Raw genomic sequence first — 24,453 nt, forward strand, 5'->3', positions numbered from 1 at the left:
CCCTTCATGCGCCTTCCTGGTTCTTTGTAGCCAGTGCTTCAATCGTGGCATCCCTGCATATTCTTTGCGTGCAATCAAACAACAAAGAACCAAACCCTGTGGCAGCCATCACTACACCCGCCTGTTATCTGCTTTCCAGTTCCGGATCTGTTGCTTGATGGCTTGAGGGGATAAGCGTTCTTTCAATGTTTTTTCAATTAATGCCGGCAGCTCTTCATCCGCCGCAAACCGGAGCGCGGCTATTTGGGAAAATGACAATTGCTGTTCCAGCGGCTCAAAGGTTTTGCCGGTCAGCACCAGGTACCGGTGCCGCATTTCCAGAATTACGATCCGGTTCTGCAGGGTTAAAGCATAATGCTGGCGCAACATAAATGACAACCATCCGGTTAGTAAGATCAGTAAGGCAATAAAGATCCATACCATCCTGAGAGCGGGATCGGCGAAAGCCTGGTAAACCGCACCTGCTTCCAGTATCAGTATGATCGGGTAAAATACAAAGTGATGCGGGGTATAGTAACGTACATGATTGCTGAACTGTTGCTTGGACATAATTGATAATTTGCCGTTAAGGTAACGGAAATAATGCGGAACCCTTAAAATACGGGCTGGTAAAAATTTTAACATACCGGATTTGATTTTCTAACCGACTTCTTCCTATCTTTGTTCTGTAATAAAAATAATTACAGAATGATCAACGGACGTTTTGCAACGGCAATTCACATACTCACTCTCCTGGCCAGGGAAGAAGGCGATGTAGCATCTTCCTATATCGCGGGCAGCATCAATATCAACCCGGTGCTGGTACGCAAGGAGATCAGCGTGTTGCGAGACGCAGGCTTTGTGGCAACGCAGGAGGGTAAGAACGGTGGGAGCCGGCTGGCCGTTCGGCCCTCAAAGATCCGTCTTTCCGATCTGTATAAGATCATTTACCGGGAGGGCTTATTTACGCATTCCAAAAACATGCCCAATCAGCATTGCGCCGTAGGCCGGCGTATCGGCACTATTATGGATAATTTGAATGTGGAAGCGGAGCAGGCCTTACTCAAACGGCTGCATGCCATTAGCATCCAGGACCTGCTGGATAAAGTGTAATTTTTTTTAGCTATAACTGTAATAAAAAATAATACATATAACAATAAAAAAACAACGCATGAAAATGGTAATTATCGGGGCTACCGGTTTTGTAGGTAGCGCTATTTTAAAGGAAGCTGTTCGGAGAGGGTACACGGTTACCGCATTGGCGCGGAATACATCGGCGATTGCCGAAGCCGGTAACGGGGTAAAGGCAATTGACGTGGATGTAACAAATGAAGCGGCGTTAGCAGACGCGATAAAGGGAAATGATGTAGTAATTAGTGCCTTTAATGCCGGGTGGACCAACCCCAACCTGTATAACGACTATCTTGCCGGGGCACGTCATATTGAAGCGGCCGTTGAAAAATCGGGTGTGAAACGGCTGATCATAATAGGCGGAGCCGGCAGTCTGGAAATCGATGGCCGGCAGCTGGTGGATGGTCCGGATTTTCCCACTGCCTATAAAGCAGGAGCCATGGGGGCAAGAGATTATCTGACGCACCTCAAGACCACTGAACAGCTGGATTGGTCCTTTTTTAGTCCGGCCATTGAAATGAACCCGGGCATAAACACCGGCCGTACCGGCCGCTACCGGTTGGGCACCGACAGCCCGGTTTTTGATGCAGAGGGGAGAAGTTCCTTGTCTGTGGAGGATCTGGCTGTTGCCATTCTTGATGAAGCAGCGCAACCCGCCCATATCCGCAAACGGTTTACCGCGGGCTATTAACCCGGAACTACTTAAAACGACAGTGTAACACATCCGGATCACCATGTCTGTGCAGGCAGGTGGCCGGATTTTTAGTTTGTCCTTTTACAAAGGAAACCAGTCAGATTTCTGTTGCAGAAAAATTCACCGCAGCCGCCAAAAAATGATAGGCTCTTTATTCTTCCTCCGGGATTTGTAACTTTGAAAGAAATGCCGGCGATGAAACAATGCTTATTATTGGTGGGAATGCTGGGCAGCGGAATATGGCTGCACGCGCAGGATTCTGTACGGGTAAAAACGCTTATTACGGAAGGTATCAGCTTACATGATCAGCGACAATATGCGGCGGCTATCAGAAAATACGATACGGTACTGCGTATAGATCCCGTTAATCTTGTAGCCCAATACGAGAAGTCCTATTCGCTGATGGCATCCAAAAACTATAAGGAGGCGATGGTGTTAAGCCGGGCCATTGCGGAAAATAAAAACGCGGAGCCGGGTATGACCGGTAATGCCTACAGTACCTGGGGCTCTGCCCTGGATGAGAGTGGCGATCATCAGCAGGCGTTGAAAATATATGACGAAGGAATAAAAAAGGTGCCCGGATATTATATGCTCAACTATAATAAGGCGGTTACCTATTTCCGGATGAATGAAATGGAGAAGGGAATTGCCGAACTAAAGCTGTCGTTATTAAAGAACCCGCGTCACCCCGCTTCACACTTTATGCTGGGGCGGATCATGCACTACCGGAAAAATAAGGTTGCGGCGATGATGCCCTTGCTCACATACCTGTTGTATGACAATAAAAGCAAGCGCGCAGAAGAAGCGCTGACCCTGCTGCGTTCCATTGTGGAAGGCAACATAAGAACCCTGGATTCCGGGAAATATGCGGTGGATATAGCCCCTGAGGTTTTAGCGGGAGCCGGGAAAAAGAAAGCCACTGCAGATGATGATTTCGGATCCATGGAATTGTTGCTGGAATTGGGTGCTGCAGCTGCATCCGCTAATGCAGCGGTAAAAGAAATGCTTCCGGCCGACCGGTTTGCTTACCTGTTAAAGCAGGCTTTCAACAGCTTAACAGAACAGGAGGGACATGATGGTTTTTATGGAAGTTTTTACCTGCCCTTTTTTACGGGCATGCATAAAAAAGGACTTACCGAAAGTTTTGCGCATTTGGTTTTCTTACCCTCGGGAAATGTGATGAATGAGGTGTGGATTCAGGATCACCGCGGGCAAATGGAAGCGCTCAGGACATGGGCACAGGCTTACCAGTGGCCGGTAGCGGAGACCGTGAAGCGTTGAGTATGCTGCTTTGAGGAGTTGAAAGATGGGCGGTTCAGATTTAAGGTCCAGGTTTAGGATCAGATCTCATGGCCAGCCCATAGTCAATACGGCGCACTGACTGCTGACCGCCGATAGCTAAAAACCATCTATACACAGGTTTCACACAGGCACCACCGCAGATTTCCGGGATGGCGTTATAATGATTATCTTGCAGCCATGCAGCAATACTTAGATTTATTACAACATATTCTGGATGAAGGCGTTGAGAAGACTGATCGTACTGGTACCGGCACCATCTCCACCTTTGGTTATCAGATGCGTTTTGATCTTCAGCAGGGCTTTCCGATAGTAACCACCAAAAAACTGCACCTGAAAAGCATTATCCACGAATTGCTTTGGTTTCTGAAAGGGGAAACGAATATTGCCTATCTGAAGGAACATGGGGTTCGTATCTGGGATGAATGGGCCGATGCGAATGGTGACCTGGGGCCTGTGTACGGAAAGCAATGGCGGAGCTGGGAGGGGAAAGACGGTAAAGTAGTGGACCAGATCACGGATCTGATCCGTCAGATCAAGACAAACCCCGATAGCCGGCGGCTGATCGTTAGCGCCTGGAATGTAGGTGAGCTTTCGGAAATGGCGTTGATGCCCTGCCATACCCTGTTCCAGTTTTATGTAGCGGCGCCGAAAACGGCCGACGGGAAACCGGGGAAACCACGCCTCAGTTGCCAGTTGTATCAGCGCTCTGCGGATGTTTTTTTGGGAGTTCCCTTCAATATTGCATCGTACGCCCTGCTTACCCTGATGATTGCGCAGGTATGCGACCTGGAACCAGGCGAGTTCATACACAGTTTTGGGGATGTACATATTTACACCAATCATCTGGAACAGGTAAAGCTGCAGCTATCCCGCACGCCGTACCCGTTACCACAAATGAAAATAAACCCCGGGGTAAAAGATATTTTTAGTTTTTCATTTGACGATTTTGAGCTGGTCAATTACCAGGCTCATCCCGGTATTAAAGGCGTGGTGGCGGTTTAAGAATTTAAAATGAGGAATATGAAACAATCAATTTGAAAATAATAAACCATGAAAAATACCACACAAAAATTCGATCTTGAAGATCGGTTGGTTGATTTTGCCTGTAGATGCCTGGATGTATGCGAATTGGTACCATCTGCAAAGGCCGGACAAAATTTGGAATGCCAACTATCAAAGAGCGGCACCGCCAGTGCCTTGATTTACAGAAAAGCGCAGTCGGCTGAATCGAGGGCCGGTTTTATTCACAAAATAAAGCTGGTACTCAAAGAAATAAGAGCATCCAGGGTTAATCTTAAAATGATCCGGCGAAAGCCGGTTATTGTACATAAAAAGATAGGGCGTGCATTTGATGAAGCAACCCGGTTAATGGCGATCGTTTTAAAAAGCACAGAAACCATAAAGATGAATAACCTGCGCCCGTAATTACTTTTTTATTTCTAATTTAGCATTTCTTATTTCTAATTTTATGCTGATTTCTTTAGTAGCCGCTGCATCCAATAATAACGTCATTGGTAAAGACAACAAACTTCTTTGGTCCCTGCCCAATGATATGAAGCATTTTAAGAATGTAACCTGGGGTATGCCGGTAGTGATGGGGCGTAAGACCTTTGAATCTTTTAAACAGCCCCTGTCCGGCCGGAAGAATATCGTGCTCAGCACGAATAAGAACCTGAAAATCGATAATGCCATTGTAGCCCGCAGCATGCAGGACGTGGAACTGCTGGTAAAGGAAATGGACGTAAAAGAACTGATGGTGATCGGAGGGGGAGAGATCTACAAGCTGTATCTGCCCAAAGCGAACCGTATTTACCTTACCCGGGTAGACACGGCGCTTGAAGGGGATGCTTTTTTCCCGGTATTTGATCAAAATGTCTGGGCGTTGAAAAGTAAGCAGGAATACAAGGCGGACGAGAAGCATTTGTTTGATTATACATTTGAGCTTTGGGAACGCAATTAAATGTAGCCTGTCGAATGATCGATATTCAATGTAAAATTTAGCAGCACCGGTTCGGGAGTGCTCCGGCTTATTTGGAAGCAGTTTTACATTTTGCAGTTAAAATTCTATATTTTACATTTTAATGGTTTATTCTCCTTTAATTGCCGCATCCAAATACTTTAAATATTACATCCACGCTTCCAATAGTAAGGGGCATGGAATGCATTCTCCTTTTGTGTTTGAGTTTATCACGAAAGTGATGAATGATTTTACCCGGTATCCGGATTATGAGCGGGTGGAAGCCCTTCGCAAACAACTGCAAAACGACCCTTCGGTGCTTACCGTGCAGGATCTGGGTGCGGGATCTGCTAAAAGCAGCGCCAGTACCCGTAAGGTGGCATCCATTGCAAAAAATGCCGCCAAACCGGCCAAGTACGGGCAATTGATGTATCGCATGATCCGTCATTACGGAGCCCTGCGCATCCTGGAGCTGGGCACCTCCTTAGGGATCACAACATCATACCTGGCAGCAGCCAACCCGGAAGCCCGGGTGGTAACCCTGGAAGGGGCGCCATCGGTGGCACAAAAAGCAAGAGAAAACTTTACTTCGCTGGGGTTGAACAATATCGAGCTGGTAGAGGGAAACTTCGATGATACGCTGCCGGCCGTTTTGAATGCGCTGGAAAAAGTTGATTTTGTATTCATTGACGGCAATCACCGGAAGGAACCAACAGAACGTTATTTCCAGCAGCTATTGCCTTATATCCATAATGAAACCCTGCTGGTATTTGACGATATCCATTGGAGCGCGGAAATGGAAGCGGCCTGGGATAATATCGTGGTACAGGATGCTGTAACCTGCGATATTGACCTGTTCTATATTGGTATTTTAAGTTTCAGGAAAGAATTTAAAGAAAAACAGGCGTTTGCTGTGCGGTTTTAAATTTCCTGATCGGTGCTATAAAATCGCTCGATACGTTTGTCGGGAATGAACCAGATGATGGCAACAAGCGCATAAATTCCAATGCCGATCCAGGGCGAAATAAAACTGCCGCTGATACCTGCCAGGTACAGGATCCAGGATGCGTTTCCCTTCGCATCCGTACCAACTGCCTTTGCCAGTTTACAATCCGGCCCTCCGATTTTAATCAGCTCTTTTTGCAGGATCACATATGCAATACCCGCCATTAATAATACAAATCCATACAGGGCAACGGGAATCGGTTTGTCGTAATGTTTATCCATCCAGGCCGTGGTAAACGGAACGAGGGATAACCAGAACAAAAGGTTCAGGTTCTTCCATAACACGGCTCCGTTTATTTTATCTACCAGGTGAAACATGTGGTGATGATTGTTCCAGTAAATGCCCACGTAGATAAAGCTGAGTATATAACTGAGAAACGTAGGAATCAATGGAATGAGCGCCTTAAGGTCTTGTTCGCTTTCTCCTTCGGGCATTTTTAATTCCAGCACCATAATGGTAATGATGATGGCCAGTACGCCATCGCTGAATGCTTCAAGTCTTGATTTGGTCATATACACACAATAAAAAAGGTGTATAAATATAAAGAGAATTTATACACCTGGGAATTTTTTGCAAAACCGGTTATTGTAAGGCGGTCAGCGCTGAATCATAGTCGGGTTCTGTGGTGATTTCCGGAACTTGCTCGGTATATACGATCTCGCCATCTGCATTGGCCACTACTACAGCGCGGCTCAGCAGGCCTTTCATTGGCGAATCGGCAAATGTAACGCCATAAGCATCGCCAAAATTGCCTCTGAAGTCGGAAAGGGTTTCCACATTGCTGATGCCTTCCGCAGCACAGAAGCGATTGAGGGCAAAGGGCAGATCCCTGGAAACGTTTAATACAACGGTATTATCCAGCGCCGCCGCTTTTTCGTTGAATTTTCTTACTGAAGCGGCACAAACACCGGTATCCACACTTGGGAAGATATTCAGCACCACTTTTTTGCCGGCATAGTCCGACAGTTTCTTTTCCGCCAGCCCGGAATTTACGAGCGTAAAATCTTTCAGTTTACTTCCTTTCTCGGGCAAACTGCCTACGGTGGTTACGGGGTTTCCTTTCAATGTAATTTCAGCCATAATATAAAATTTATTATTTAGATCGAATAAACGCAAGGGTACAAAGAAAATAAATTTATTTGTGAAAGCATCAGCCGGAAAAATAAAAACGGCCATCCCATCCTGTTACCTTGCTTCAATAACTGTACCGCCTTTTAACAGCCAAACGGGCGAAATTGTTGTTTCATGCGCATGCAGATTTTTCACCGCATATAAAATAATTAAAAAACAATCAACGGCCTTCGGTTATTACAATTAAAATAGTTAACTTACCTGTTATAACCCTTGTTATGATCATTGGAGTTTTGCGTGAACCTTCTTTTGAAACAAGAGTGTCTTTGCTGGCGGAAGCCGTGGTGCAGCTGGCAAAAAAGAATCTTACTGTTTATGTGGAAACGGGTGCCGGTGCCGGCGCTTTTTGTACCGATGCAGACTATGAAAATGCCGGAGCACAGATAAAACCCCGCTCGGAGGTGCTGGCTGTTTCAGATATTCTGCTGGCCATACATCCTGTTGAACAGCTCCCGGCCTCATCCCGCCCTTTAGCAGAAAAGCGCTCCCCGGTTTTTATCGGTGTTTATCAACCCTTATCCAATCCGGCATTGATCCGTGCCTGGGCACAAAGGGGCGATACGCTGTTTTCCCTCGATCTGCTGCCCCGAACTACCCGTGCGCAGGCGATGGATGTGCTCAGCTCACAGGCGAATATCGCGGGTTATAAGTCGGTATTGCTGGCTGCGGGCATGTATCCCCGTTACTTTCCGATGTTTATGACGGCCGCCGGAAGCATAGCGCCTGCCAGGGTGCTCGTTCTTGGTGCCGGTGTGGCTGGCTTACAGGCGGTAGCTACGGCACGCAGGCTGGGCGCAGTGGTTGAAGTGTTTGATACCCGGCCGTCGGTAAAGGAAGAGGTGATGAGTCTGGGGGCGAAGTTTGTTGAGGTGGAAGGTGCTGCTGATGCCAGCAAGGCAGGAGGGTATGCGGTAGAGCAGTCTGCTGTATATCTTCAACAACAACAACAGCGGATCGCAGACAGCGTTGCCAAGTCGGATGTGATTATTACCACGGCACAGATCCCCGGGAAAAAGGCGCCGGTGTTGATCAATGTAGACATGTTAAACGCTATGCGAAAAGGATCGGTGATCATCGATCTGGCGGCGGCCTCCGGAGGAAATACTCCACTTACAAAAAATAACGAAACCGTGCTATATAATGGTGTTTCCATTGTGGGGCATTCAAACCTGGCGGCAACCATGCCCGCCGATGCCAGTAAACTATATGGCCGGAATATCCTGAACTTCCTGCAGTTGTTAATTGATAAAGATGGTGCCTGGATCATGAATCCTGAAGATGAATTGGTGAAGGGCAGCTGCGTGGTTTATGAAGGAAAAATCGTTAACGAAAAAATTAAGCAGCAGGACCCCGTTCCCGGAACAGAACCAGCTTAGTATTGGGGTGCTCGTATTGGGGTTTTAGAATTTAGTATTTAAGATTTAGAATTTTATATTTAGAATTTCAAACAAAATCTTATGGGCTTCTTTAACTGGATCACCGAAAATCAGCAGATCATCTATATTGTGGTACTCATGATCTTTGTGGGGATAGAGGTCATAGGGCGTGTGCCCAGTGTATTACATACGCCGCTGATGAGCGGGGCCAATGCCATACATGGGGTGGTCATTATCGGTGCCATTATCGTTATGGGGCGTGCCGAACCAGACAATTACCTGGCCCTGATACTCGGGTTCCTGGCGGTGATCGTAGGCACCCTGAATGTGGTTGGAGGCTTTGTGGTAACGGACCGGATGCTGGAAATGTTCAAACGGCGAAAGCCTAAGCATTAAATTCTAAATCTTAAATACTAAATACTAGGTTCTGCATCCTAAAATAGTAATCGTTTATGCCGGAGGAAAGGATATATGATTTAGAAGCAAGGACTGAACGGTTTTCATTGCGGGTTCGGGATTTTTGTTTGGAACTCCGGGTCGATGTATTTAACCGGGTGTATATTTCCCAGGTGCTTCGATCAGCCGGCTCTGTGGCTGCAAACTATATTGAGGCCAACGATAATCTGGGAGATAAAGACCTAAAACATAAAATAAAGATCTGTAAAAAGGAGTCTAAGGAAACAAAACTTTGGATGAAACACCTTTTGGTTTATGATCGGATCGAGTTGGAAGATGAACGGCAGGCCTTGGTTCAGGAAAGCGAGGAGCTAATGAAAATTTTCGCAGCTATTTTACGAAAACTTGGAGGCTAATCAGATCTTATGAATTAGAATTTAGTGCTTAGAATTTAACAAACTCATGAACATACTAACACTCTGTTACCTGCTCGCATCCATAACATTCATCATCGGATTGAAAATGTTATCGGGGCCGGCAAGCGCCCGGAAGGGAAACCTGGTGGCTGCTGCGGGTATGAGTGTGGCTGTACTGGGAACGATTTTTTTATACAGGGATGATGCCGGGCAGCGATTGGGAAATTATGGCTGGATCTTTGGCGGTATATGTATTGGCGGACTCATCGGCACCCTGGCGGCAAAGCGGGTAAAGATGACGGCCATGCCCGAAATGGTGAGTATGTTTAACGGCATGGGCGGACTTTGTGCGGCATTGATCGCTATTGTGGAGTTTGATCATTTCCGGCGCCATGCGATTATTGTCATGGAAGGGACCACCGCATCCGGGATGTTGATTCCAGTGGGTTTGCTGATCATCATCCTGCTGGGGCTGATCATCGGATCGGTTTCTTTTTCCGGAAGCATGATTGCCTGGGGAAAATTAAACGGTAAGATCAAAGACCGCTCTTTCAAGGGGCAGCATCTTCTGAACCTGCTGGTGTTGCTGGCTATTGTGGCGGGCGCTGTTTACCTCCTGTTCTGTTTTGATCTTTCGCTGATGGGAACGTTGTTTTACCTTATTCTTGGACTGGCGTTGCTGTACGGGGTCCTGTTTGTGCTGCCTATTGGAGGGGCTGATATGCCGGTAGTAATTTCGCTGCTCAACTCGTTTACGGGGGTGGCGGCAGCCTGTGGCGGCTTTTTATATGATAATAAAGTAATGCTTACCGGCGGAATACTCGTAGGCGCCGCCGGAACCCTGCTTACGGTTTTAATGTGCCGGGCTATGAACCGCTCGCTGGCCAATGTGCTGATCGGTTCTTTCGGTGGCGGAAATACAGTCGCTAAAAGCGGGGAACAGGAGCAGGGGGCTATTAAGGAAATCAGTATCTCCGATACAGCGGTTGTAATGGGATATGCCAACCGGGTGCTGATCGTTCCCGGCTATGGGTTGGCCGTAGCCCAGGCCCAGCATGTCTGTCATGAACTGGAAAGGTTGCTGGAACAGCGGGGAGTGGAAGTACTGTATGCCATCCATCCCGTTGCCGGACGTATGCCGGGTCATATGAATGTATTGCTGGCCGAAGCGGATGTACCTTATGAAAAACTGCTGGAAATGGAGCAGGCCAATGAATTGTTTCCTCAAACGGACGTGGTGCTGGTGCTGGGCGCCAATGATGTGGTAAACCCAGCGGCCAAAACAGATCCTGCTTCCCCCATTTATGGAATGCCCGTGCTGGAAGTGGAGCAGGCCAAAACGGTAATTGTCAACAAACGGAGCATGAAACCCGGTTACGCGGGAATTGATAACGCTTTGTTTTCCGGTGCTAAAACCTCCATGTTGTTTGGTGATGCTAAAAAAGTATTGCAGGACCTGGTAACCGAGCTGAAAAACAGCTGAGCCCGTCTGCGGATAAAAATTGAAATACACTGTTGCGTTTCCTCCCGGAACAGCGTTTATGGGTTTAGTACATTAAAACCAAAAACGTGTTTATGAAAAGACCATTGCATGCACACCGACTACTGTTTTGTGCTTTGGGCCTGGCCCTCTTTTTTGCCGGTTGTTTGAAAGACGAGGTAAAAACCACATTGCGGTACGCTATCTATACCCCGGAATACAAAACCGTTAAAGAAATACGGGAAAATCTTACAACGCTTGCACCGAAAGATATAGAGAGCCCCGGTAAGATCTATGTAAAAGGAAGCTATATTTTTGTAGGAGAGCGAAACAAGGGCATCCACATTATTGAAAACAGCAACCCGGCTTCTCCTAAAAATATAGGCTATCTCGAAATTCCCTATAACGCCGATATGGCGGTTAAGAATCAGGCATTGTATGCGGATATGGGACCTGACCTGCTCGGTTTCGACATTACCGATCCGCAAAAGGCGAAGTTAAAAACAATAACCGAGAGCGCTTTTCCCTTTCCGATATGGAAAGACGAGAATTATAAGCTGGTGATACGCTGGAGCAAAAGAGATACGGTTATCCATTCAAGAACGGAAGCGAAATCCAGGAATGGAGAAATCTGGTCACCTTATTTTGACGGTATGGCCGGGCCTGCCGGATCCGCCGGCACTTCAGGAACATACGGCACGGGAGGTTCAATGGCCCGTTTTGCTGCCACAAAGGAGCGGTTGTTTACGGTAGGACACAATAATATGGGTGTGTTCAATATTACCGATGACTTCAAGCCAGCCTTTGTTATGCGCAAAGAGCTGGATAGAGGCATCGAAACCATTTTTCCTTTTGGAGATCATTTGTTTGTAGGAACGGTTTCAGGCGTCAAAGTATTTGCGCTTACAAATCCTGATAACCCCGCAGAAATCGGATCGTTCGGGCATATACGCCGGTGCGACCCCGTTGTTACAGACGGCAAGCATGTTTTTGTTACACTGCGAGGCGGAAGCAATTGCGGCGGAAATACAAGCGAATTGCAAATTTTAACGGCAACAACTCCAACGGCACTTCAGCTGGTAAAATCCTATCCATTGGATAACCCCTTCGGTCTGGCGGTTGATGGCAATACACTCCTGGTATGCGATGGAAGCTCCGGGCTGAAAGTATATGATATAACCGATGTAAATGCGATGAAATTACTGCAACAGATTAAGGACATAAAACCTTATGATGTTATAGCATCTGGAGGTTTGGCGATCGTTTCGGCAGTTGACGGTATTTACCAGTATGATTATAAGAAACCCGCGGCTTTGAAGCTGCTCAGTAGTCTGAAACTGAAGAAATAGGATCCCATCATTGCGGCGCATGTTCTGTGGTGTTTTCACAGATGGCGCCGAATGATCTAAAGCTGAAATACAGGTGATGCATGTAAAAGCACACTGTTTTACCCACCATTCAATAAAACCATCCAATGTTTAAGCGATATCTTTTTTTGCTTGCTGTTGTTATTATTGGCGTAAATTTTTGCAGGGCGCAGTCGCGGCCCATCCGTTATTCCGGCATCATCAATACCGGTGCTGTTTTTGGAAGCAACAATACGAAGTTACAGGTTCAAACCATTCATGGTATTCAAAGCGATACCTGGTCCGCAGGGATCGGCGTTTCCCTTGACGATTATTTTTTACGGTCATTTCCGGTTTTTATAGACGTCCGGAAGGATATTTTCAATACTGCCAACAGTCCTTTTATATATGGAGAGGGCGGTATCAATCCGGTTTGGCGTAATATCGAAGAAAGTTATAGAAAAATCGATCATAAAACGGGCGCATTTTATGAAGGGGGCGTTGGATATAAAATAGGGCTCAACCAGCAAATGGCCCTCATCATTGCAGCCGGTTACAGTTTTAAAAGTTTCCGGGCAGATAGTTATGTAAAAGCATATGATACGTCGCAACCGCTCAACTGGGCCTGGAGCAACAGGACGAGTGATAAATATATGCTAAGGCGTATTGCATTAAAAATAGGGCTCCGGTTCTGATGGCCGTATGCCGTGCCGGCGGGAACCGGAAAAATCAGGGCGCGTTCCAAATAAGTTCCCCGGTTTTTATACTTTTGCTGGGTGCAATTACCAATCGCTTTAGTAGAGTCATTACGGGGGCTTCCGGGTTTTGATGAACCGGCATTTATCGATATACACCAGTCCGGCGCCCAGGTGACCTCCGTGCGGATCAACCCGCATAAAATTTCCGAAGTTCCGTTTGCTGTAGCGCATACGCCTATTCCCTGGTCCCGTTATGGTTATTATCTTTCCCAGCGTCCCTCGTTTACTTTCGATCCTTTATTTCATGCAGGTTGCTACTATGTACAGGAGGCCAGCAGTATGTTTTTGGAGCAGGCGCTGCAACAAACTGTTGATCTTACACAGCCGTTAACAATACTGGATCTTTGCGCTGCCCCCGGAGGAAAAACAACCCATTTGCAGTCACTGATATCGGCAAACAGCCTGCTGGTAAGCAACGAGGTGATCCGTGGCCGCGCGGCTGTATTAAAAGATAATGTGATCAAATGGGGTGCGCATAATATAGCCGTAACCAATAATGACCCCGCCGGATTTTCGACGCTGCCGGGCTTTTTTGATGTAATGGTGGTGGATGCCCCATGTAGCGGCAGCGGCTTGTTCCGGAGAGATGAAACCGCCATTGAGGAGTGGAGCCCGGGTAATGTTGCGCTCTGCAGCCAGCGTCAGCAGCGCATTCTGGCTGATGTGCTGCCGGCATTAAAAGAGGATGGGGTGCTGATCTATTCCACCTGTTCCTATTCCCGGCAGGAAGATGAGGACATCCTGCAATGGCTGCTTACACTCGATATGGAAGGTATTGAATTAGTCACCGACCCGCAATGGAACATCACCAGCGTAAAGACCGGCAATAGTTTTGGCTACCGGTTCTGGCCGTATCGGTTGAAAGGGGAAGGCTTTTTTATGGGGGCGTTCCGGAAAAAAGTGCTTTCAGAAAGACCGGAAAAATACCGGCAGAAAACAAAGCCGCTTTCGGCGAAGGAAACCGGGGTATTGCGCTCCTGGATCCGTGTGGATGGACAGGCTTTTGTGGCATTCGGTGGACGTATCTATGCCTGGCCGGAAAATCTCTTTGAAGCATTGGATCGTTTGGCAGGGAAAATGAAGGTGGTGTATTCCGGTGTGCTTACCGGTGAACTGATCCGTGATAAACTGATCCCCGATCATGCCCTCGCGCTGAGCAAACGGCTGCCGGCTGCTATTGCTGCCACAGCGTTGTCTGAAGAGGATGCCATCCGTTACCTGCAGCGGAAAGATTTTGTGCTGGAAAACGCGCAAAAAGGATGGCAACTGGCCACATTCGGTGGTCATCCGCTGGGATGGATGAACGTGCTGCCCAACCGGATCAATAATTACTATCCGAAAGAACTGCGCATACTGAAGGAACAGGCGCCCGAAATATAACATACCCGTACATTTAATAACGGCATATATGAATCAATCACTTCCCTTTTTAACAAAACTGGCGCTGGTCCTTTTTTGCATGATCAGCCTGGGGTATCTGCTGATGCTGGGGCAAACCCTGTTGGCGCCGATGTTTTTTTCGTTCCTGATGGCCCTGCTGTTTTTGCCGGTAGCGGTATTCCTGGAGCGGAAATGCCGCCTTCCGCGAACCATTGCCACAACAGTGGTGATCGTGCTGATGTTGTTGACATTTGCCGGGGTGATCGCTTTTTTCAGTACTGAAGCCCGGTCGTTTACTGAAGACTGGCCGCAACTGAAACAACATGGCATGCAGGCTTTTGAAACCACCCAGGACTGGATCCGCTCAAAATTTCATATCAATGCAAAAAAACAGTGGGATTATATTAACCAGGGAGCGGAGAAGTTATTTTCCCAGAGCGCAGCCATTGTAAGCACTACCTTGTCCACCGTTTCTGCTACGTTTATTTTCCTGGGGTTTACGCTGCTGTTCACCTTTTTTATCCTTAATTACCGCAGGGTCTTGTATGCCTTCCTGGTTTCTGTATTCAGTGACGCGCACAAGCCGCGGGTGGAGGGAATTGTACGGAGGGTGAAAACGATTATTAAAAAATATATCATCGGACTGCTGATCCAGATGCTCATCGTTTCGGTAGCACTGATCCTCGTGCTTTCGCTTATCGGTGTTAAGTATGCGGTACTGTTGGGCTTTATGGGAGGGATCCTGAACGTGATCCCGTATCTGGGCATCATCACGGCGCTCCTGTTTAGCTGCCTGGTAACCTTTGCCACGGTGGGTAGCGGAAAAGTACTGCTGGTTATAATTGCATTTATTATTGTACATGCCATCGATAGCAATATCGTAATGCCTCTGGTGGTGGGTTCCAAAGTGAAGCTGAATCCGATGATCGCCTTTATCGGCATTATCGTAGGGGAGATGCTTTGGGGTATTTCCGGGATGTTTCTCTGCATTCCGTTCCTGGCCATATTAAAAATCATCTTTGACCGGGTAGATGGCTTACATGCCTGGGGCATGCTGATGGGAGAGGAAGGTGAGCTGGACATCGGGATGCGTCGTATCGGCATGGCCCGTGCAAGAAGTAAAAAATAAGGCGTATTCTTTATGCTGATGTTTTACCGCCAACTATGCAAAGGATTCGCGAGGTTCGCTAGAGGGATGATAAGCCTATTATAAGAATACTTTGCGCCCGCTGTCGGCCCCTTGCGTATCCTCTGCGGTTTAATAATAACTCAAAGCTACGTCAGGACCCTCAGGAATTATTACAGCAAAAGCGGACTACAGCAAATATTGCATTGCGTCCATTGCGGATCCCCTACGTCCTCTGCGGTTTAATAATAACCCCAAGCTACGTCAGGCGCCTCAGAATTATTACAGCAAAAGCGGACTACAGCAAATATTGCATTGCGTCCATTGCGTGCCCTGGCGTCCTCTGCGGTTTAATAATAGCTCAAAGCTACGTCAGGCGCCTCAGAATTATTACAGCAAAAGCGGACCACAGCAAATATAGCATTGCGTCCATTGCGTGCCCCTGGCGTCCTCTGCGGTTTAATAATAACTCAAAGCTACGTCAGGCCCCTCAGGAATTATTACAGCAAAAGCGGACTACAGCAAATATAGCATTGCGTCCATTGCGTGCCCTGGCGTCCTCTGCGGTTTAATAATAACTCAAAGCTACGTCAGGCCCCTCAAGAATTATTACAGCAAAAGCGGACTACAGCAAATATTGCATTGCGTCCGTTACGGATCCCCCGCGTCCTTTGCAGTTTAAGGTCACCCCCGAGCTATGTCAGCAACGCAAGGCATTCGATAGTTCGGTTCAATTTTCAATATTTTGAACAATTTTGACTAACTATTGAGACATTTTGCTGCATATATGTGCACTTTTTTTTAGAATTTCGCCGGAGGTCTGGATAAAACTGCCTTGTCATATGATGGATTGCTCATTGCGCTCCCGCAATCCGGTACCAGTATTGGTAAAGGCAGACCTGTTCAGCGGTGATGACTTTGAAACTTTTTAAAACGAAATCAATAGTTCTATGGTTCAGCTATCTTATCGGGGAATCCGATCGTGTTTGTTATGGATGCTCTTCATACTTTCGGCAGGTGCCGGTTATAGCCAGCAAAAAGCGCCCGCATACCCGTTGATTACACATACCCCTTATTTCAGTATCTGGAGTAATACAGATCAACTGAATGAATCGGTAACCACACACTGGTCGGGAACAGAACACTCACTGGTGGGGATTATAAAAGTAGACGACCGGTTTTACCGTTTCATGGGCCGGGAGCCACAGCAATTTGCTGCGCTGGTTCCAACAAGTGATGAAAAGGCATACTCCGTTCAATATACAGAACAGCAGCCGGGCGAAGGCTGGAACACACCGGGGTTTGATGACCGCAACTGGAAAACCGGTGCGGCTCCCTTTTCAGATGACCGGTCTGTTGCCAAAACCTATTGGGGCTCGGATGACCTATGGGTGCGGCGTACCTTCCAGGTAGAACGCCCTGTGGATGATGAGCTGTACCTCAAGATCAATCATGATGACAATATTGATGTGTACCTGAATGGCAAATTGATCTATCATAAAACCGGTTGGGTAAACCGCATGACCTACCTGAACCTCAACGATGCGCTGAAAGCAAATTTGAAGACTGGTAAAAACCTGCTTGCTGTTCACCTGCGCAATACTGCAGGAGGCCGTCACCTGGACCTGGGTATTTCCCGTAATATGCCACCGCCGCCCTCCGAACAACTGTTGAAGGCAACCCAGGTGAACGCCACTGTAAAAGCGTTACAAACGGTCTATGAATTTAAAGCCGGTGGCGTTGATCTGAACGTTAATTTTACTTCTCCGCTATTGTTAAAAGAAATAGAGCTGATGGCCCGCCCCGTTTCTTATATCACTTATGCTGTAAAATCAAACGACGGCCGCGCACACGATGTAAAAGTTTACCTGGGCGCTTCCTCCAATATTGCCGTAAATGAGGCTTCTCAGGAGGTGATGGCCAATGTAGTAAACAGCAGCCGGTTAAAATTGCTGCAAACCGGTACCACCAGTCAGCCGGTGCTGGCAAAAAAAGGAGATGATCTTCGTATCGATTGGGGCTATTTTTATGTGGGCGGCGATAAGGGGAGCACCACTCAATTCATTACAGGCAGCCCCAGGGAAGGCATTGCCGGGTTTATCGGCAATAGCGCAGGCAGGGCGGCAAAGTCGGGGATCCGCGGACGGAACCTGGTATTGAATACCGTGCTCAACCTGGGAAAGGTGAATACCTCCGGCGTTGAGCAGTTTATGCTGCTGGGATATGATGAGCTGTATTCCATTCAGTATTTTCATAATAATCTCAGGCCCTGGTGGAACAAAAATGGCGGTAAAACCTTTACATCCGTGATGGATGAAGCTGCTGCTTCGTATAAATCCGTTATGAAAAAAGTAAATGATTTTGATGAAACAGTACACAATGATGCATTTAAAGCAGGAGGGGCAGACTATGCAAAACTTTGCGAACTTGTTTACCGCCAGGCCATTGCTGCACATGCGCTGGTTGAGAGCCCGCAGAAAGACCTGCTGTTTTTATCAAAAGAAAATTTCAGCAACGGATCCATTAACACAGTGGATCTTACCTATCCTTCAGCGCCGCTGTTCCTGATGTATAACACCGCCCTGCAAAAGGGAATGATGAACGGAATCTTTTACTACAGTGAAAGCGGAAAATGGACCAAACCTTTTGCCGCACATGACCTGGGTACCTATCCGCTGGCAAACGGTCAAACCTACGGAGAAGATATGCCGGTAGAAGAGGCCGGCAATATGCTGATCCTGATGGCGGCCATTGCCAAAGTGGATGGGAATGCAGATTACGCAAAAAAGCACTGGAAAACATTAACCACCTGGGCCGATTACCTGGGCAAAGAAGGATTTGATCCAGCGAACCAGTTGTGTACCGATGATTTTGCCGGTCATATGGCACGGAATGCAAACCTGTCTGCAAAGGCTATTATGGCATTGCGCAGTTATGCAATGCTCGCGGAAATGCTGGGTGATGGGGCAACAGCAAAAAAATACAAAGCGCTGGTAACGCCCATGGTGCCCAAATGGATGGAGTTGGCCAACGACGGCGATCATTATACCCTGGCCTTTGAAAAAAAGGGCACCTGGAGCCAGAAATACAACCTGGTTTGGGATAAGGTATTAAATTTTAACCTATTTCCGCAATCGGTATATGACAAAGAGATCCGTTATTACTTAACACAACAGTTGCGGTACGGGTTGCCGTTAGACTCCCGGAAAACCTATACGAAGTCAGACTGGATTATATGGACCGCAACCATCGCGAATAGCCGGAGCGATTTTGAAAAATTCATAGAACCGTTATATCGTTATGCCACAGAAACAAAAAGCCGGGTGCCGATGAGCGACTGGCACGAAACAAAAGATGGAAAACAGGTCGGGTTTCAGGCACGCAGTGTTGTAGGAGGCTATTATATGAAAGCCTTTGATGCCCAACTGAACAAACGGTAAGGCACGCACACTCTATTTTTGATATGGTAGCCACAGCCGGAGGTACGCGTTGTAATGTACCGGGTCTATTTTAAAATTTAAAGCAACCGGAAGGAAGAAACCGGTTGCTTTTTCTTTATCGATTCAATATGAGCTGTAAAAAATACGGAGTATGGAAAAGGCTGGGCAGCCTGCTAACAGCCCTTTGTTTCTTTTACGCTTCCGGTGCCCAGGCAACCAAAGAGCTGCCTTACCTGAATAACAGGGCACCGCTGCAACCGCTTCAGTTCTTAGAATTGCCGATTGGAGCAATAGCGCCGGAAGGATGGCTGAAGGAGATGCTGGTGCGGCAAAAGAACGGTGCCACCGGAAAGCTGGACCAATTATATCCCCAGGTAATGGGAGGGCGCAATGGCTGGCTGGGTGGTGACGGTGATCAATGGGAGCGGGGGCCGTACTGGATCGACGGCCTGCTGCCGCTGGCCTACCTGTTAAAGGATAAGGAACTGATCGCAAAGGTAAAACCCTGGGTAGAATGGTCGTTAAACAGCCTGCAGCCAGATGGCTATTTTGGCCCGGCAAAGGACTATCCTGCGGAGCAGGGTATCCAGCGCGATAACAGCCGCGACTGGTGGCCCAAGATGGTAATGCTGAAAGTATTGAAGCAATATTATATGGCAACCGGCGATCAGCGGGTTATCCGGCTGATGACGGCTTATTTCCGTTACCAGCTGAAAACCCTGCCGAAAAACCCGTTGGATCACTGGACCTTCTGGGCCCGCTACCGGGCAGGCGATAACCTGATGGTGGTGCTTTGGCTGTATAATATAACCGGTGATGCATTCCTGCTGGATCTTGCAGACCTGATCCATAAACAAACCTTTGATTATAGCCATGCATTTTTAAATACCGATCTGTTAAGCAGGCCCGGCAGCATTCATTGTGTAAATCTTGCACAGGGGATCAAAGAACCGGTGATCTATTACCAACGCAAACCGGAAGCTTCCTACCTGGATGCCGTGGATAAAGGATTCAGAGATCTGCGTACATACAATGGCCTGGCAAACGGACTCTTCGGAGGTGATGAAGCCCTGCACGGTAATGACCCCGTGTTTGGTTCGGAGCTGTGTACGGCGGTAGAAATGATGTTTTCGCTCGAAAGCATTTTAAGGATCACAGGAGCGGTAACCTATGCCGATCAGCTGGAACAGGTAGCCTTTAATGCCCTGCCGGCACAGATTGACGAACAGTTTATGAACCGCCAGTATTACCAGCAGACCAACCAGGTAATGGTTACCCGGCATATGCGTAATTTTAGTGTGGATCATGATGGAGCGGATATCTGCTACGGGCTACTGACCGGTTATGCCTGCTGCACTTCAAATATGCATCAGGGATGGCCGAAATTTACCCAGAACCTCTGGTATGCTACTGCTGATAAAGGCCTGGCAGCGCTGGTTTATGCACCTTCCGCAGTTACGGCAAAGGTGGCGGATGGCACTGTAATTACGTTTAAAGAGCAAACAACCTATCCCTTTGATGCATCGATCCGGTTTGTGCTGGAAACAAAGAGCCGCAATGCAACCCGTTTTCCGTTTTATATCCGGATACCGGCCTGGTGCACGGAGGCACATATTAAAATAAACGGCGTCACCTATCAGAACGAAAAGGGCAATACGGTGGCAAAGATCGAAAGAGCATGGAATAACGGCGATGTGGTAACGTTGGAATTGCCTATGCAGATCCGGAAACATACCTGGCAGCAGAATTCGGTTTCCATTCAGCGGGGGCCGCTTACCTATGCACTGAAGATCGGTACAAGCAAAAAGATGATCACCAATACGCAGGACCCGGTTGAAAACGGTGCAACGTATTATGAAATACGTCCGCTTACACCCTGGAACTACGGATTGCCCAATTTTTCGGAAGCGCAGCTGAACGAACATTTTAAAGTGGAGCAAACGGCACTTGCCGGCAATTATCCCTGGACACTTTCAACAGTGCCCATATCGATTAAAGCAACCGGAAAACGCTTTAAACGCTGGCAGTTGTACAATGAATCGGCGGGGCCCCTGCCTTACAGTGTTACGTATGGGCTGCACCTGGATAAGGAAGATTCTATTATCCTGGTTCCTTATGGCGCTACGCAGCTGCGGGTGGCACAGTTTCCGGTATATTGATGTCCGTTGTATTTTTGGCGATGAAATATCGTTAATGCAGATGGAACTGTATAACATATGGTTTTAAAATTGGATATTCGTATAAAGATGTTGAAGAAACTTTTTTTTACAGGATGCATGGCTGTGGTGGCTGCAGGCAGTCTGTTGGCGCAGACCCGCCAGCTTGTTCAATATGTCAATACTTTACAAGGTACCAATTCGGTGCATGAGCTTACGAGGGGAAATACATACCCCACAACGGCCCTGCCTTTTGGTATGCACACCTGGACGGCGCAAACGGGGCGCAATGGAGATGGCTGGAAGTATCAGTATTCAAAAAATACGATACGGGGATTTCAACAGGCACATCAATGCAGCTCCTGGACCAATGACTATGCCGTTTTTTCCCTGATGCCGGTGGTGGATAATCTTGTTGTAAATGAGCACGACCGCGCAGCAGTATTCCGTCATGAAAAAGAGATTGCCCAACCGCATTATTACAAGGTGGAGCTGGAAAATGACATCACTACAGAAATGTCGCCCACAGAAAGAGGCGTGCACCTGCGGTTCCGTTTTCCGGAAGGGCATAAAAGTTTCCTGGTACTGGATGGTTATACCGGCCTGAGCGGCGTGGAGATTCATCCGGCGCAAAACAGCATCACGGGCTATGTAAACAATGGCCGTGGATTTCAAAAAGGTTGGAAAAGCTTTTTTGTGATCCGGTTCGACCGTCCCTTTACCGCATTTGGTACCTGGGAAAACCGTACGGACAGCATCAGTGCCGGCAACGAAAAAGCAGAGGGGCCGGGGCGGGGCGCTTATATCCGGTTTGCGGATGGTGTAACCGTGCAGGCAAAGGTGGCGTCTTCCTATATCAGTCCCGGGCAGGCCGTACGGAATCTTGAAAGCGAACTGGGAGCGGATCAAACACTGGAAGCCACCAGGGAAAAAGCGGAAAAGATCTGGAATGAACACCTGTCGAAGATCCTGGTTGAAGGCGATTCCGAGGAGGATAAGGCTACGTTCTATTCCTGTTTTTTCAGGGCCAGCCTGTTTGCCCGTAAATTTTATGAATTGGATCAGGCGGGCAATCCGTATTATTTCAGTCCGTATGACGGTACTGTTCACAAAGGGTACCTGTTTACAGACACCGGTTTCTGGGATACATTCCGGGCGCAGTTCCCGTTAAATGCACTGCTGCATCCTGCCATGCACAGCCGTTATGTAAGTGCGTTGCTGGATGCACAGGAGCAATGTGGCTGGCTGCCTTCCTGGTCCTTTCCGAATGAGCAGGGAAGTATGATCGGCAACCATGCCATCTCCCTGCTCGCAGATGCCTGGGCAAAAGGCATCCGGACCTTTGATCCGTTAAAAGCATTGGATGCCTATGCACACGAAGCCAATCATAAAGGCCCCTGGGGACCGGCGAATGGCCGGGACGGATATAAGGAGTATAATGAAATGGGGTATGTGCCTTATCCGAAGTACCGGGAGGCTACAGCAAAAACGCTGGAATATGCCTATGATGATTTTTGCGGGTATTACCTGGCGAAAGCCATCGGCAGCAAAAAATATATGGACCTGTTTGGCCCGCGGATGTTCAATTATAAAAATGTATATGAGCCCGGCAGCGGGTTTATGCTGGGAAAAGACACCGACGGGAACTGGGTAAAAAATTTTGATCCCACCGAATGGGGCGGTCCGTATACCGAAGGCAATGCCTGGCATTGGGTATGGTCTGTATTCCAGGACATTGCGGGGTTGAAAGAATTGCTGGGCGGAGACCAGCGCTTTACGGCAAAACTGGACTCGGTTTTTTCCGTGCCCAATACCGTTAACGTGGGTACCTACGGCGGGTTGATCCATGAAATGACGGAGATGGTGATGGCGGATATGGGGCAGTACGCACACGGCAACCAGCCCATACAGCATATGGTATACCTGTATAATTATGCTAATGAGCCCTGGAAAGCCCAGTACCATGTGCGCGAAGTAATGAAACGGCTCTACAATGCTTCAGAGAACGGGTATCCCGGTGATGAGGACCAGGGACAAACCTCTTCCTGGTTTGTATTAAGCGCCCTGGGGTTTTACAGCGTTACGCCGGGCACCAACGAATATGTAATCGGTAGCCCGTTGTTTAGGAAGACCACCATTACGCTGGAAAACGGCAAACAATTTGTTATTGAGGCGCAGCATAATTCAGCACAAAATGTGTATATCAGCCAGGCATTGCTCAACGGCAAGCCGTATTCCAAAAATTTTATAACCTACCAGGACCTTGTCAAAGGCGGTCACCTGTCTTTTATGATGAGCGGAACGCCCAATAAAAAAAGAGGCCTGAATAAAACGGATCAACCGTTTTCCGTTTCCCGGGGATTATAGGAAATACACCGATGTACAACGTAAAATAGGGACACCGGTGTCATTCTGTGAAACCGGTACGGAATGGCAGCATCTTGGAAGAATCCGTTGGTTTTTGTAATTTACAGGGTTATTGGGATGAAAATCGCAGGACCAAAATAAATTACGGGAAATAACTTGAAATGGAAGCGTGGATCACTGATCAAAAAGAGCTGCAGCCGGTTATACTGCTGGTTGACGACAATGAAGAAATACTGGATTATCTTGCCGCAGATCTGAAAATCCATTATACGGTATTAACAGCACGCGATGGCCGGGAAGCATGCACGATACTGGATGCGGAGCTGGTACAGCTCATCATCAGTGATGTAATGATGCCGAATATGGATGGTTTTGAATTTTGCGAGAAGATCAAATCCAGCGTGGAGTACAGCCACATTCCTTTAATCCTCCTTACTGCAAAAGACACCCTGCAATCGAAGATTCAGGGGTTGAAGACCGGTGCAGATGCATATATCGAAAAGCCGTTCTCGCTGGAACATCTGTATGCACAGATGGAAAACCTGTTGGAAGGGCGCGCCCGGTTGAAAACATTTTATGCCAGATCCCCCATGGCACATATCAGCAGTATGGCTTATTCAAAAATGGATATGGAGTTCCTGGAAGCCCTGCATGCATTGATTGTGCGCAACCTGGATGATCCCAACCTGGATGTGGAATTACTAGCACAGGGTATGAATATGAGCCGGCCTACCTTGTACCGTAAGATCAAGTCTATTTCCGGCCTGGCGCCTTATGATATTATTAACCTGACCCGTTTAAAGAAAGCGGCCGCACTTATTGGAGAAGGAAACCACCGCATCAACGAGGTGGCAGAGCTGGTGGGCTATAGTTCTTCCAGCCAGTTTAAACGGAATTTCCTGAAGCAATTTAAAATGGCGCCTTCGGAATATATTGAAAAAGTATCGGGCACTTTTAATAAACACAAAGACACCTGATAGGTAAATAGCCCGGCGTGGCAGGTTTTTGCATC

At 47.7% G+C, this 24,453-nt stretch carries 22 protein-coding genes; 19 read left to right on the forward strand and 3 right to left on the reverse strand.

Going from position 1 to position 24,453, the window contains the following annotated elements; genetic code table 11:
• Nucleotides 1–111 precede the first annotated feature (111 nt).
• A complete protein-coding gene (locus LQ567_RS01630) occupies nucleotides 112–549 on the reverse strand; it encodes a DUF6526 family protein (RefSeq protein WP_231002349.1) in 438 nt (145 codons plus the stop codon).
• A gap of 138 nt (nucleotides 550–687) precedes the next feature.
• Between LQ567_RS01630 and LQ567_RS01635 the strand changes: the two genes are divergently transcribed.
• From LQ567_RS01635 to LQ567_RS01665, 7 genes are all read left to right on the forward strand, one after another.
• Nucleotides 688–1,092 carry an Rrf2 family transcriptional regulator gene (locus LQ567_RS01635; RefSeq protein WP_231002350.1) on the forward strand — a complete coding sequence of 135 codons (405 nt, stop codon included), beginning with the start codon at nucleotides 688–690 and terminating at the stop codon, nucleotides 1,090–1,092.
• Nucleotides 1,093–1,150: 58 nt separating this feature from the next.
• Nucleotides 1,151–1,801, forward strand: coding sequence for an NAD(P)-dependent oxidoreductase (locus LQ567_RS01640; protein ID WP_231002351.1), 651 nt, complete (start codon nucleotides 1,151–1,153; stop codon nucleotides 1,799–1,801).
• A 198-nt stretch (nucleotides 1,802–1,999) separates the two neighbouring features.
• On the forward strand, nucleotides 2,000–3,085 hold the full coding sequence (locus tag LQ567_RS01645) for a tetratricopeptide repeat protein (protein WP_231002352.1): 1,086 nt from the start codon (nucleotides 2,000–2,002) through the stop codon (nucleotides 3,083–3,085).
• Between the two features lie 198 nt (nucleotides 3,086–3,283).
• Complete coding sequence (locus tag LQ567_RS01650; RefSeq protein ID WP_231002353.1) at nucleotides 3,284–4,108, forward strand: thymidylate synthase; 825 nt, start codon at nucleotides 3,284–3,286, stop codon at nucleotides 4,106–4,108.
• Between the two features lie 48 nt (nucleotides 4,109–4,156).
• Nucleotides 4,157–4,531 (forward strand): four helix bundle protein, encoded by a 375-nt coding sequence (locus LQ567_RS01655; protein ID WP_231002354.1) that lies wholly within the window; start codon nucleotides 4,157–4,159, stop codon nucleotides 4,529–4,531.
• Between the two features lie 43 nt (nucleotides 4,532–4,574).
• Nucleotides 4,575–5,066, forward strand: a complete 492-nt coding sequence (locus LQ567_RS01660; RefSeq protein WP_231002355.1) for a dihydrofolate reductase — start codon at nucleotides 4,575–4,577, stop codon at nucleotides 5,064–5,066.
• Between the two features lie 121 nt (nucleotides 5,067–5,187).
• Nucleotides 5,188–5,988 carry an O-methyltransferase gene (locus tag LQ567_RS01665; RefSeq protein ID WP_231002356.1) on the forward strand — a complete coding sequence of 267 codons (801 nt, stop codon included), beginning with the start codon at nucleotides 5,188–5,190 and terminating at the stop codon, nucleotides 5,986–5,988.
• Here the strand turns inward: LQ567_RS01665 and LQ567_RS01670 are convergent.
• Nucleotides 5,985–6,581, reverse strand: a complete 597-nt coding sequence (locus LQ567_RS01670; protein ID WP_231002357.1) for a TMEM175 family protein — start codon at nucleotides 6,579–6,581, stop codon at nucleotides 5,985–5,987. The two genes, LQ567_RS01665 and LQ567_RS01670, sit on opposite strands and share 4 nt — an antisense overlap.
• Nucleotides 6,582–6,651: 70 nt before the next feature.
• A complete protein-coding gene (gene tpx, locus LQ567_RS01675; RefSeq protein WP_231002358.1) occupies nucleotides 6,652–7,149 on the reverse strand; it encodes a thiol peroxidase in 498 nt (165 codons plus the stop codon).
• A 269-nt stretch (nucleotides 7,150–7,418) separates the two neighbouring features.
• Here tpx and LQ567_RS01680 point away from each other — a divergent pair, with 269 nt between their 5' ends.
• The 12 genes from LQ567_RS01680 to LQ567_RS01735 all read left to right on the forward strand — a co-directional run bounded on the left by LQ567_RS01680 (nucleotide 7,419) and on the right by LQ567_RS01735 (nucleotide 24,418).
• The gene (locus tag LQ567_RS01680) at nucleotides 7,419–8,576 is read left to right on the forward strand and encodes an NAD(P) transhydrogenase subunit alpha (RefSeq protein ID WP_231002359.1); all 1,158 of its coding nucleotides are present in this window, start codon (nucleotides 7,419–7,421) and stop codon (nucleotides 8,574–8,576) included.
• An 81-nt stretch (nucleotides 8,577–8,657) separates the two neighbouring features.
• Nucleotides 8,658–8,972, forward strand: coding sequence for an NAD(P) transhydrogenase subunit alpha (locus tag LQ567_RS01685; protein ID WP_231002360.1), 315 nt, complete (start codon nucleotides 8,658–8,660; stop codon nucleotides 8,970–8,972).
• Between the two features lie 56 nt (nucleotides 8,973–9,028).
• Entirely contained in the window at nucleotides 9,029–9,388 is a 360-nt protein-coding gene (locus LQ567_RS01690; RefSeq protein WP_231002361.1) for a four helix bundle protein, read from the forward strand.
• 46 nt (nucleotides 9,389–9,434) lie between these two features.
• The gene (locus LQ567_RS01695; RefSeq protein WP_231002362.1) at nucleotides 9,435–10,871 is read left to right on the forward strand and encodes an NAD(P)(+) transhydrogenase (Re/Si-specific) subunit beta; all 1,437 of its coding nucleotides are present in this window, start codon (nucleotides 9,435–9,437) and stop codon (nucleotides 10,869–10,871) included.
• 92 nt (nucleotides 10,872–10,963) lie between these two features.
• Nucleotides 10,964–12,217 carry an LVIVD repeat-containing protein gene (locus LQ567_RS01700; protein WP_231002363.1) on the forward strand — a complete coding sequence of 418 codons (1,254 nt, stop codon included), beginning with the start codon at nucleotides 10,964–10,966 and terminating at the stop codon, nucleotides 12,215–12,217.
• A gap of 125 nt (nucleotides 12,218–12,342) precedes the next feature.
• Entirely contained in the window at nucleotides 12,343–12,909 is a 567-nt protein-coding gene (locus LQ567_RS01705; protein WP_231002364.1) for a hypothetical protein, read from the forward strand.
• An 81-nt stretch (nucleotides 12,910–12,990) separates the two neighbouring features.
• On the forward strand, nucleotides 12,991–14,352 hold the full coding sequence (locus LQ567_RS26155) for a methyltransferase RsmF C-terminal domain-like protein (protein WP_231002365.1): 1,362 nt from the start codon (nucleotides 12,991–12,993) through the stop codon (nucleotides 14,350–14,352).
• A gap of 28 nt (nucleotides 14,353–14,380) precedes the next feature.
• Nucleotides 14,381–15,481 carry an AI-2E family transporter gene (locus LQ567_RS01715; protein WP_231002366.1) on the forward strand — a complete coding sequence of 367 codons (1,101 nt, stop codon included), beginning with the start codon at nucleotides 14,381–14,383 and terminating at the stop codon, nucleotides 15,479–15,481.
• A 992-nt stretch (nucleotides 15,482–16,473) separates the two neighbouring features.
• Nucleotides 16,474–18,918 (forward strand): glutaminase family protein, encoded by a 2,445-nt coding sequence (locus tag LQ567_RS01720; protein WP_231002367.1) that lies wholly within the window; start codon nucleotides 16,474–16,476, stop codon nucleotides 18,916–18,918.
• A 128-nt stretch (nucleotides 18,919–19,046) separates the two neighbouring features.
• Nucleotides 19,047–21,077 (forward strand): beta-L-arabinofuranosidase domain-containing protein, encoded by a 2,031-nt coding sequence (locus tag LQ567_RS01725; protein ID WP_231002368.1) that lies wholly within the window; start codon nucleotides 19,047–19,049, stop codon nucleotides 21,075–21,077.
• An 87-nt stretch (nucleotides 21,078–21,164) separates the two neighbouring features.
• Nucleotides 21,165–23,441 (forward strand): GH92 family glycosyl hydrolase, encoded by a 2,277-nt coding sequence (locus LQ567_RS01730; protein ID WP_231002369.1) that lies wholly within the window; start codon nucleotides 21,165–21,167, stop codon nucleotides 23,439–23,441.
• 161 nt (nucleotides 23,442–23,602) lie between these two features.
• Nucleotides 23,603–24,418, forward strand: a complete 816-nt coding sequence (locus LQ567_RS01735; RefSeq protein WP_231002370.1) for a response regulator transcription factor — start codon at nucleotides 23,603–23,605, stop codon at nucleotides 24,416–24,418.
• Nucleotides 24,419–24,453: the final 35 nt, after the last annotated feature.

It is taken from the genome of Niabella pedocola (assembly GCF_021044425.1).
In the GTDB taxonomy this organism is placed as follows: domain Bacteria; phylum Bacteroidota; class Bacteroidia; order Chitinophagales; family Chitinophagaceae; genus Niabella; species Niabella pedocola.

Coding starts and splice junctions, on each gene's coding strand:
- LQ567_RS01630 (WP_231002349.1), bottom strand. CDS start 549: ATGTCCAAGCAACAGTTCAGCAATCATGTACGTTACTATACCCCGCAT.
- LQ567_RS01635 (WP_231002350.1), top strand. CDS start 688: ATGATCAACGGACGTTTTGCAACGGCAATTCACATACTCACTCTCCTG.
- LQ567_RS01640 (WP_231002351.1), top strand. CDS start 1,151: ATGAAAATGGTAATTATCGGGGCTACCGGTTTTGTAGGTAGCGCTATT.
- LQ567_RS01645 (WP_231002352.1), top strand. CDS start 2,000: ATGAAACAATGCTTATTATTGGTGGGAATGCTGGGCAGCGGAATATGG.
- LQ567_RS01650 (WP_231002353.1), top strand. CDS start 3,284: ATGCAGCAATACTTAGATTTATTACAACATATTCTGGATGAAGGCGTT.
- LQ567_RS01655 (WP_231002354.1), top strand. CDS start 4,157: ATGAAAAATACCACACAAAAATTCGATCTTGAAGATCGGTTGGTTGAT.
- LQ567_RS01660 (WP_231002355.1), top strand. CDS start 4,575: ATGCTGATTTCTTTAGTAGCCGCTGCATCCAATAATAACGTCATTGGT.
- LQ567_RS01665 (WP_231002356.1), top strand. CDS start 5,188: ATGGTTTATTCTCCTTTAATTGCCGCATCCAAATACTTTAAATATTAC.
- LQ567_RS01670 (WP_231002357.1), bottom strand. CDS start 6,581: ATGACCAAATCAAGACTTGAAGCATTCAGCGATGGCGTACTGGCCATC.
- tpx (WP_231002358.1), bottom strand. CDS start 7,149: ATGGCTGAAATTACATTGAAAGGAAACCCCGTAACCACCGTAGGCAGT.
- LQ567_RS01680 (WP_231002359.1), top strand. CDS start 7,419: ATGATCATTGGAGTTTTGCGTGAACCTTCTTTTGAAACAAGAGTGTCT.
- LQ567_RS01685 (WP_231002360.1), top strand. CDS start 8,658: ATGGGCTTCTTTAACTGGATCACCGAAAATCAGCAGATCATCTATATT.
- LQ567_RS01690 (WP_231002361.1), top strand. CDS start 9,029: ATGCCGGAGGAAAGGATATATGATTTAGAAGCAAGGACTGAACGGTTT.
- LQ567_RS01695 (WP_231002362.1), top strand. CDS start 9,435: ATGAACATACTAACACTCTGTTACCTGCTCGCATCCATAACATTCATC.
- LQ567_RS01700 (WP_231002363.1), top strand. CDS start 10,964: ATGAAAAGACCATTGCATGCACACCGACTACTGTTTTGTGCTTTGGGC.
- LQ567_RS01705 (WP_231002364.1), top strand. CDS start 12,343: ATGTTTAAGCGATATCTTTTTTTGCTTGCTGTTGTTATTATTGGCGTA.
- LQ567_RS01715 (WP_231002366.1), top strand. CDS start 14,381: ATGAATCAATCACTTCCCTTTTTAACAAAACTGGCGCTGGTCCTTTTT.
- LQ567_RS01720 (WP_231002367.1), top strand. CDS start 16,474: ATGCTCTTCATACTTTCGGCAGGTGCCGGTTATAGCCAGCAAAAAGCG.
- LQ567_RS01725 (WP_231002368.1), top strand. CDS start 19,047: ATGAGCTGTAAAAAATACGGAGTATGGAAAAGGCTGGGCAGCCTGCTA.
- LQ567_RS01730 (WP_231002369.1), top strand. CDS start 21,165: ATGTTGAAGAAACTTTTTTTTACAGGATGCATGGCTGTGGTGGCTGCA.
- LQ567_RS01735 (WP_231002370.1), top strand. CDS start 23,603: ATGGAAGCGTGGATCACTGATCAAAAAGAGCTGCAGCCGGTTATACTG.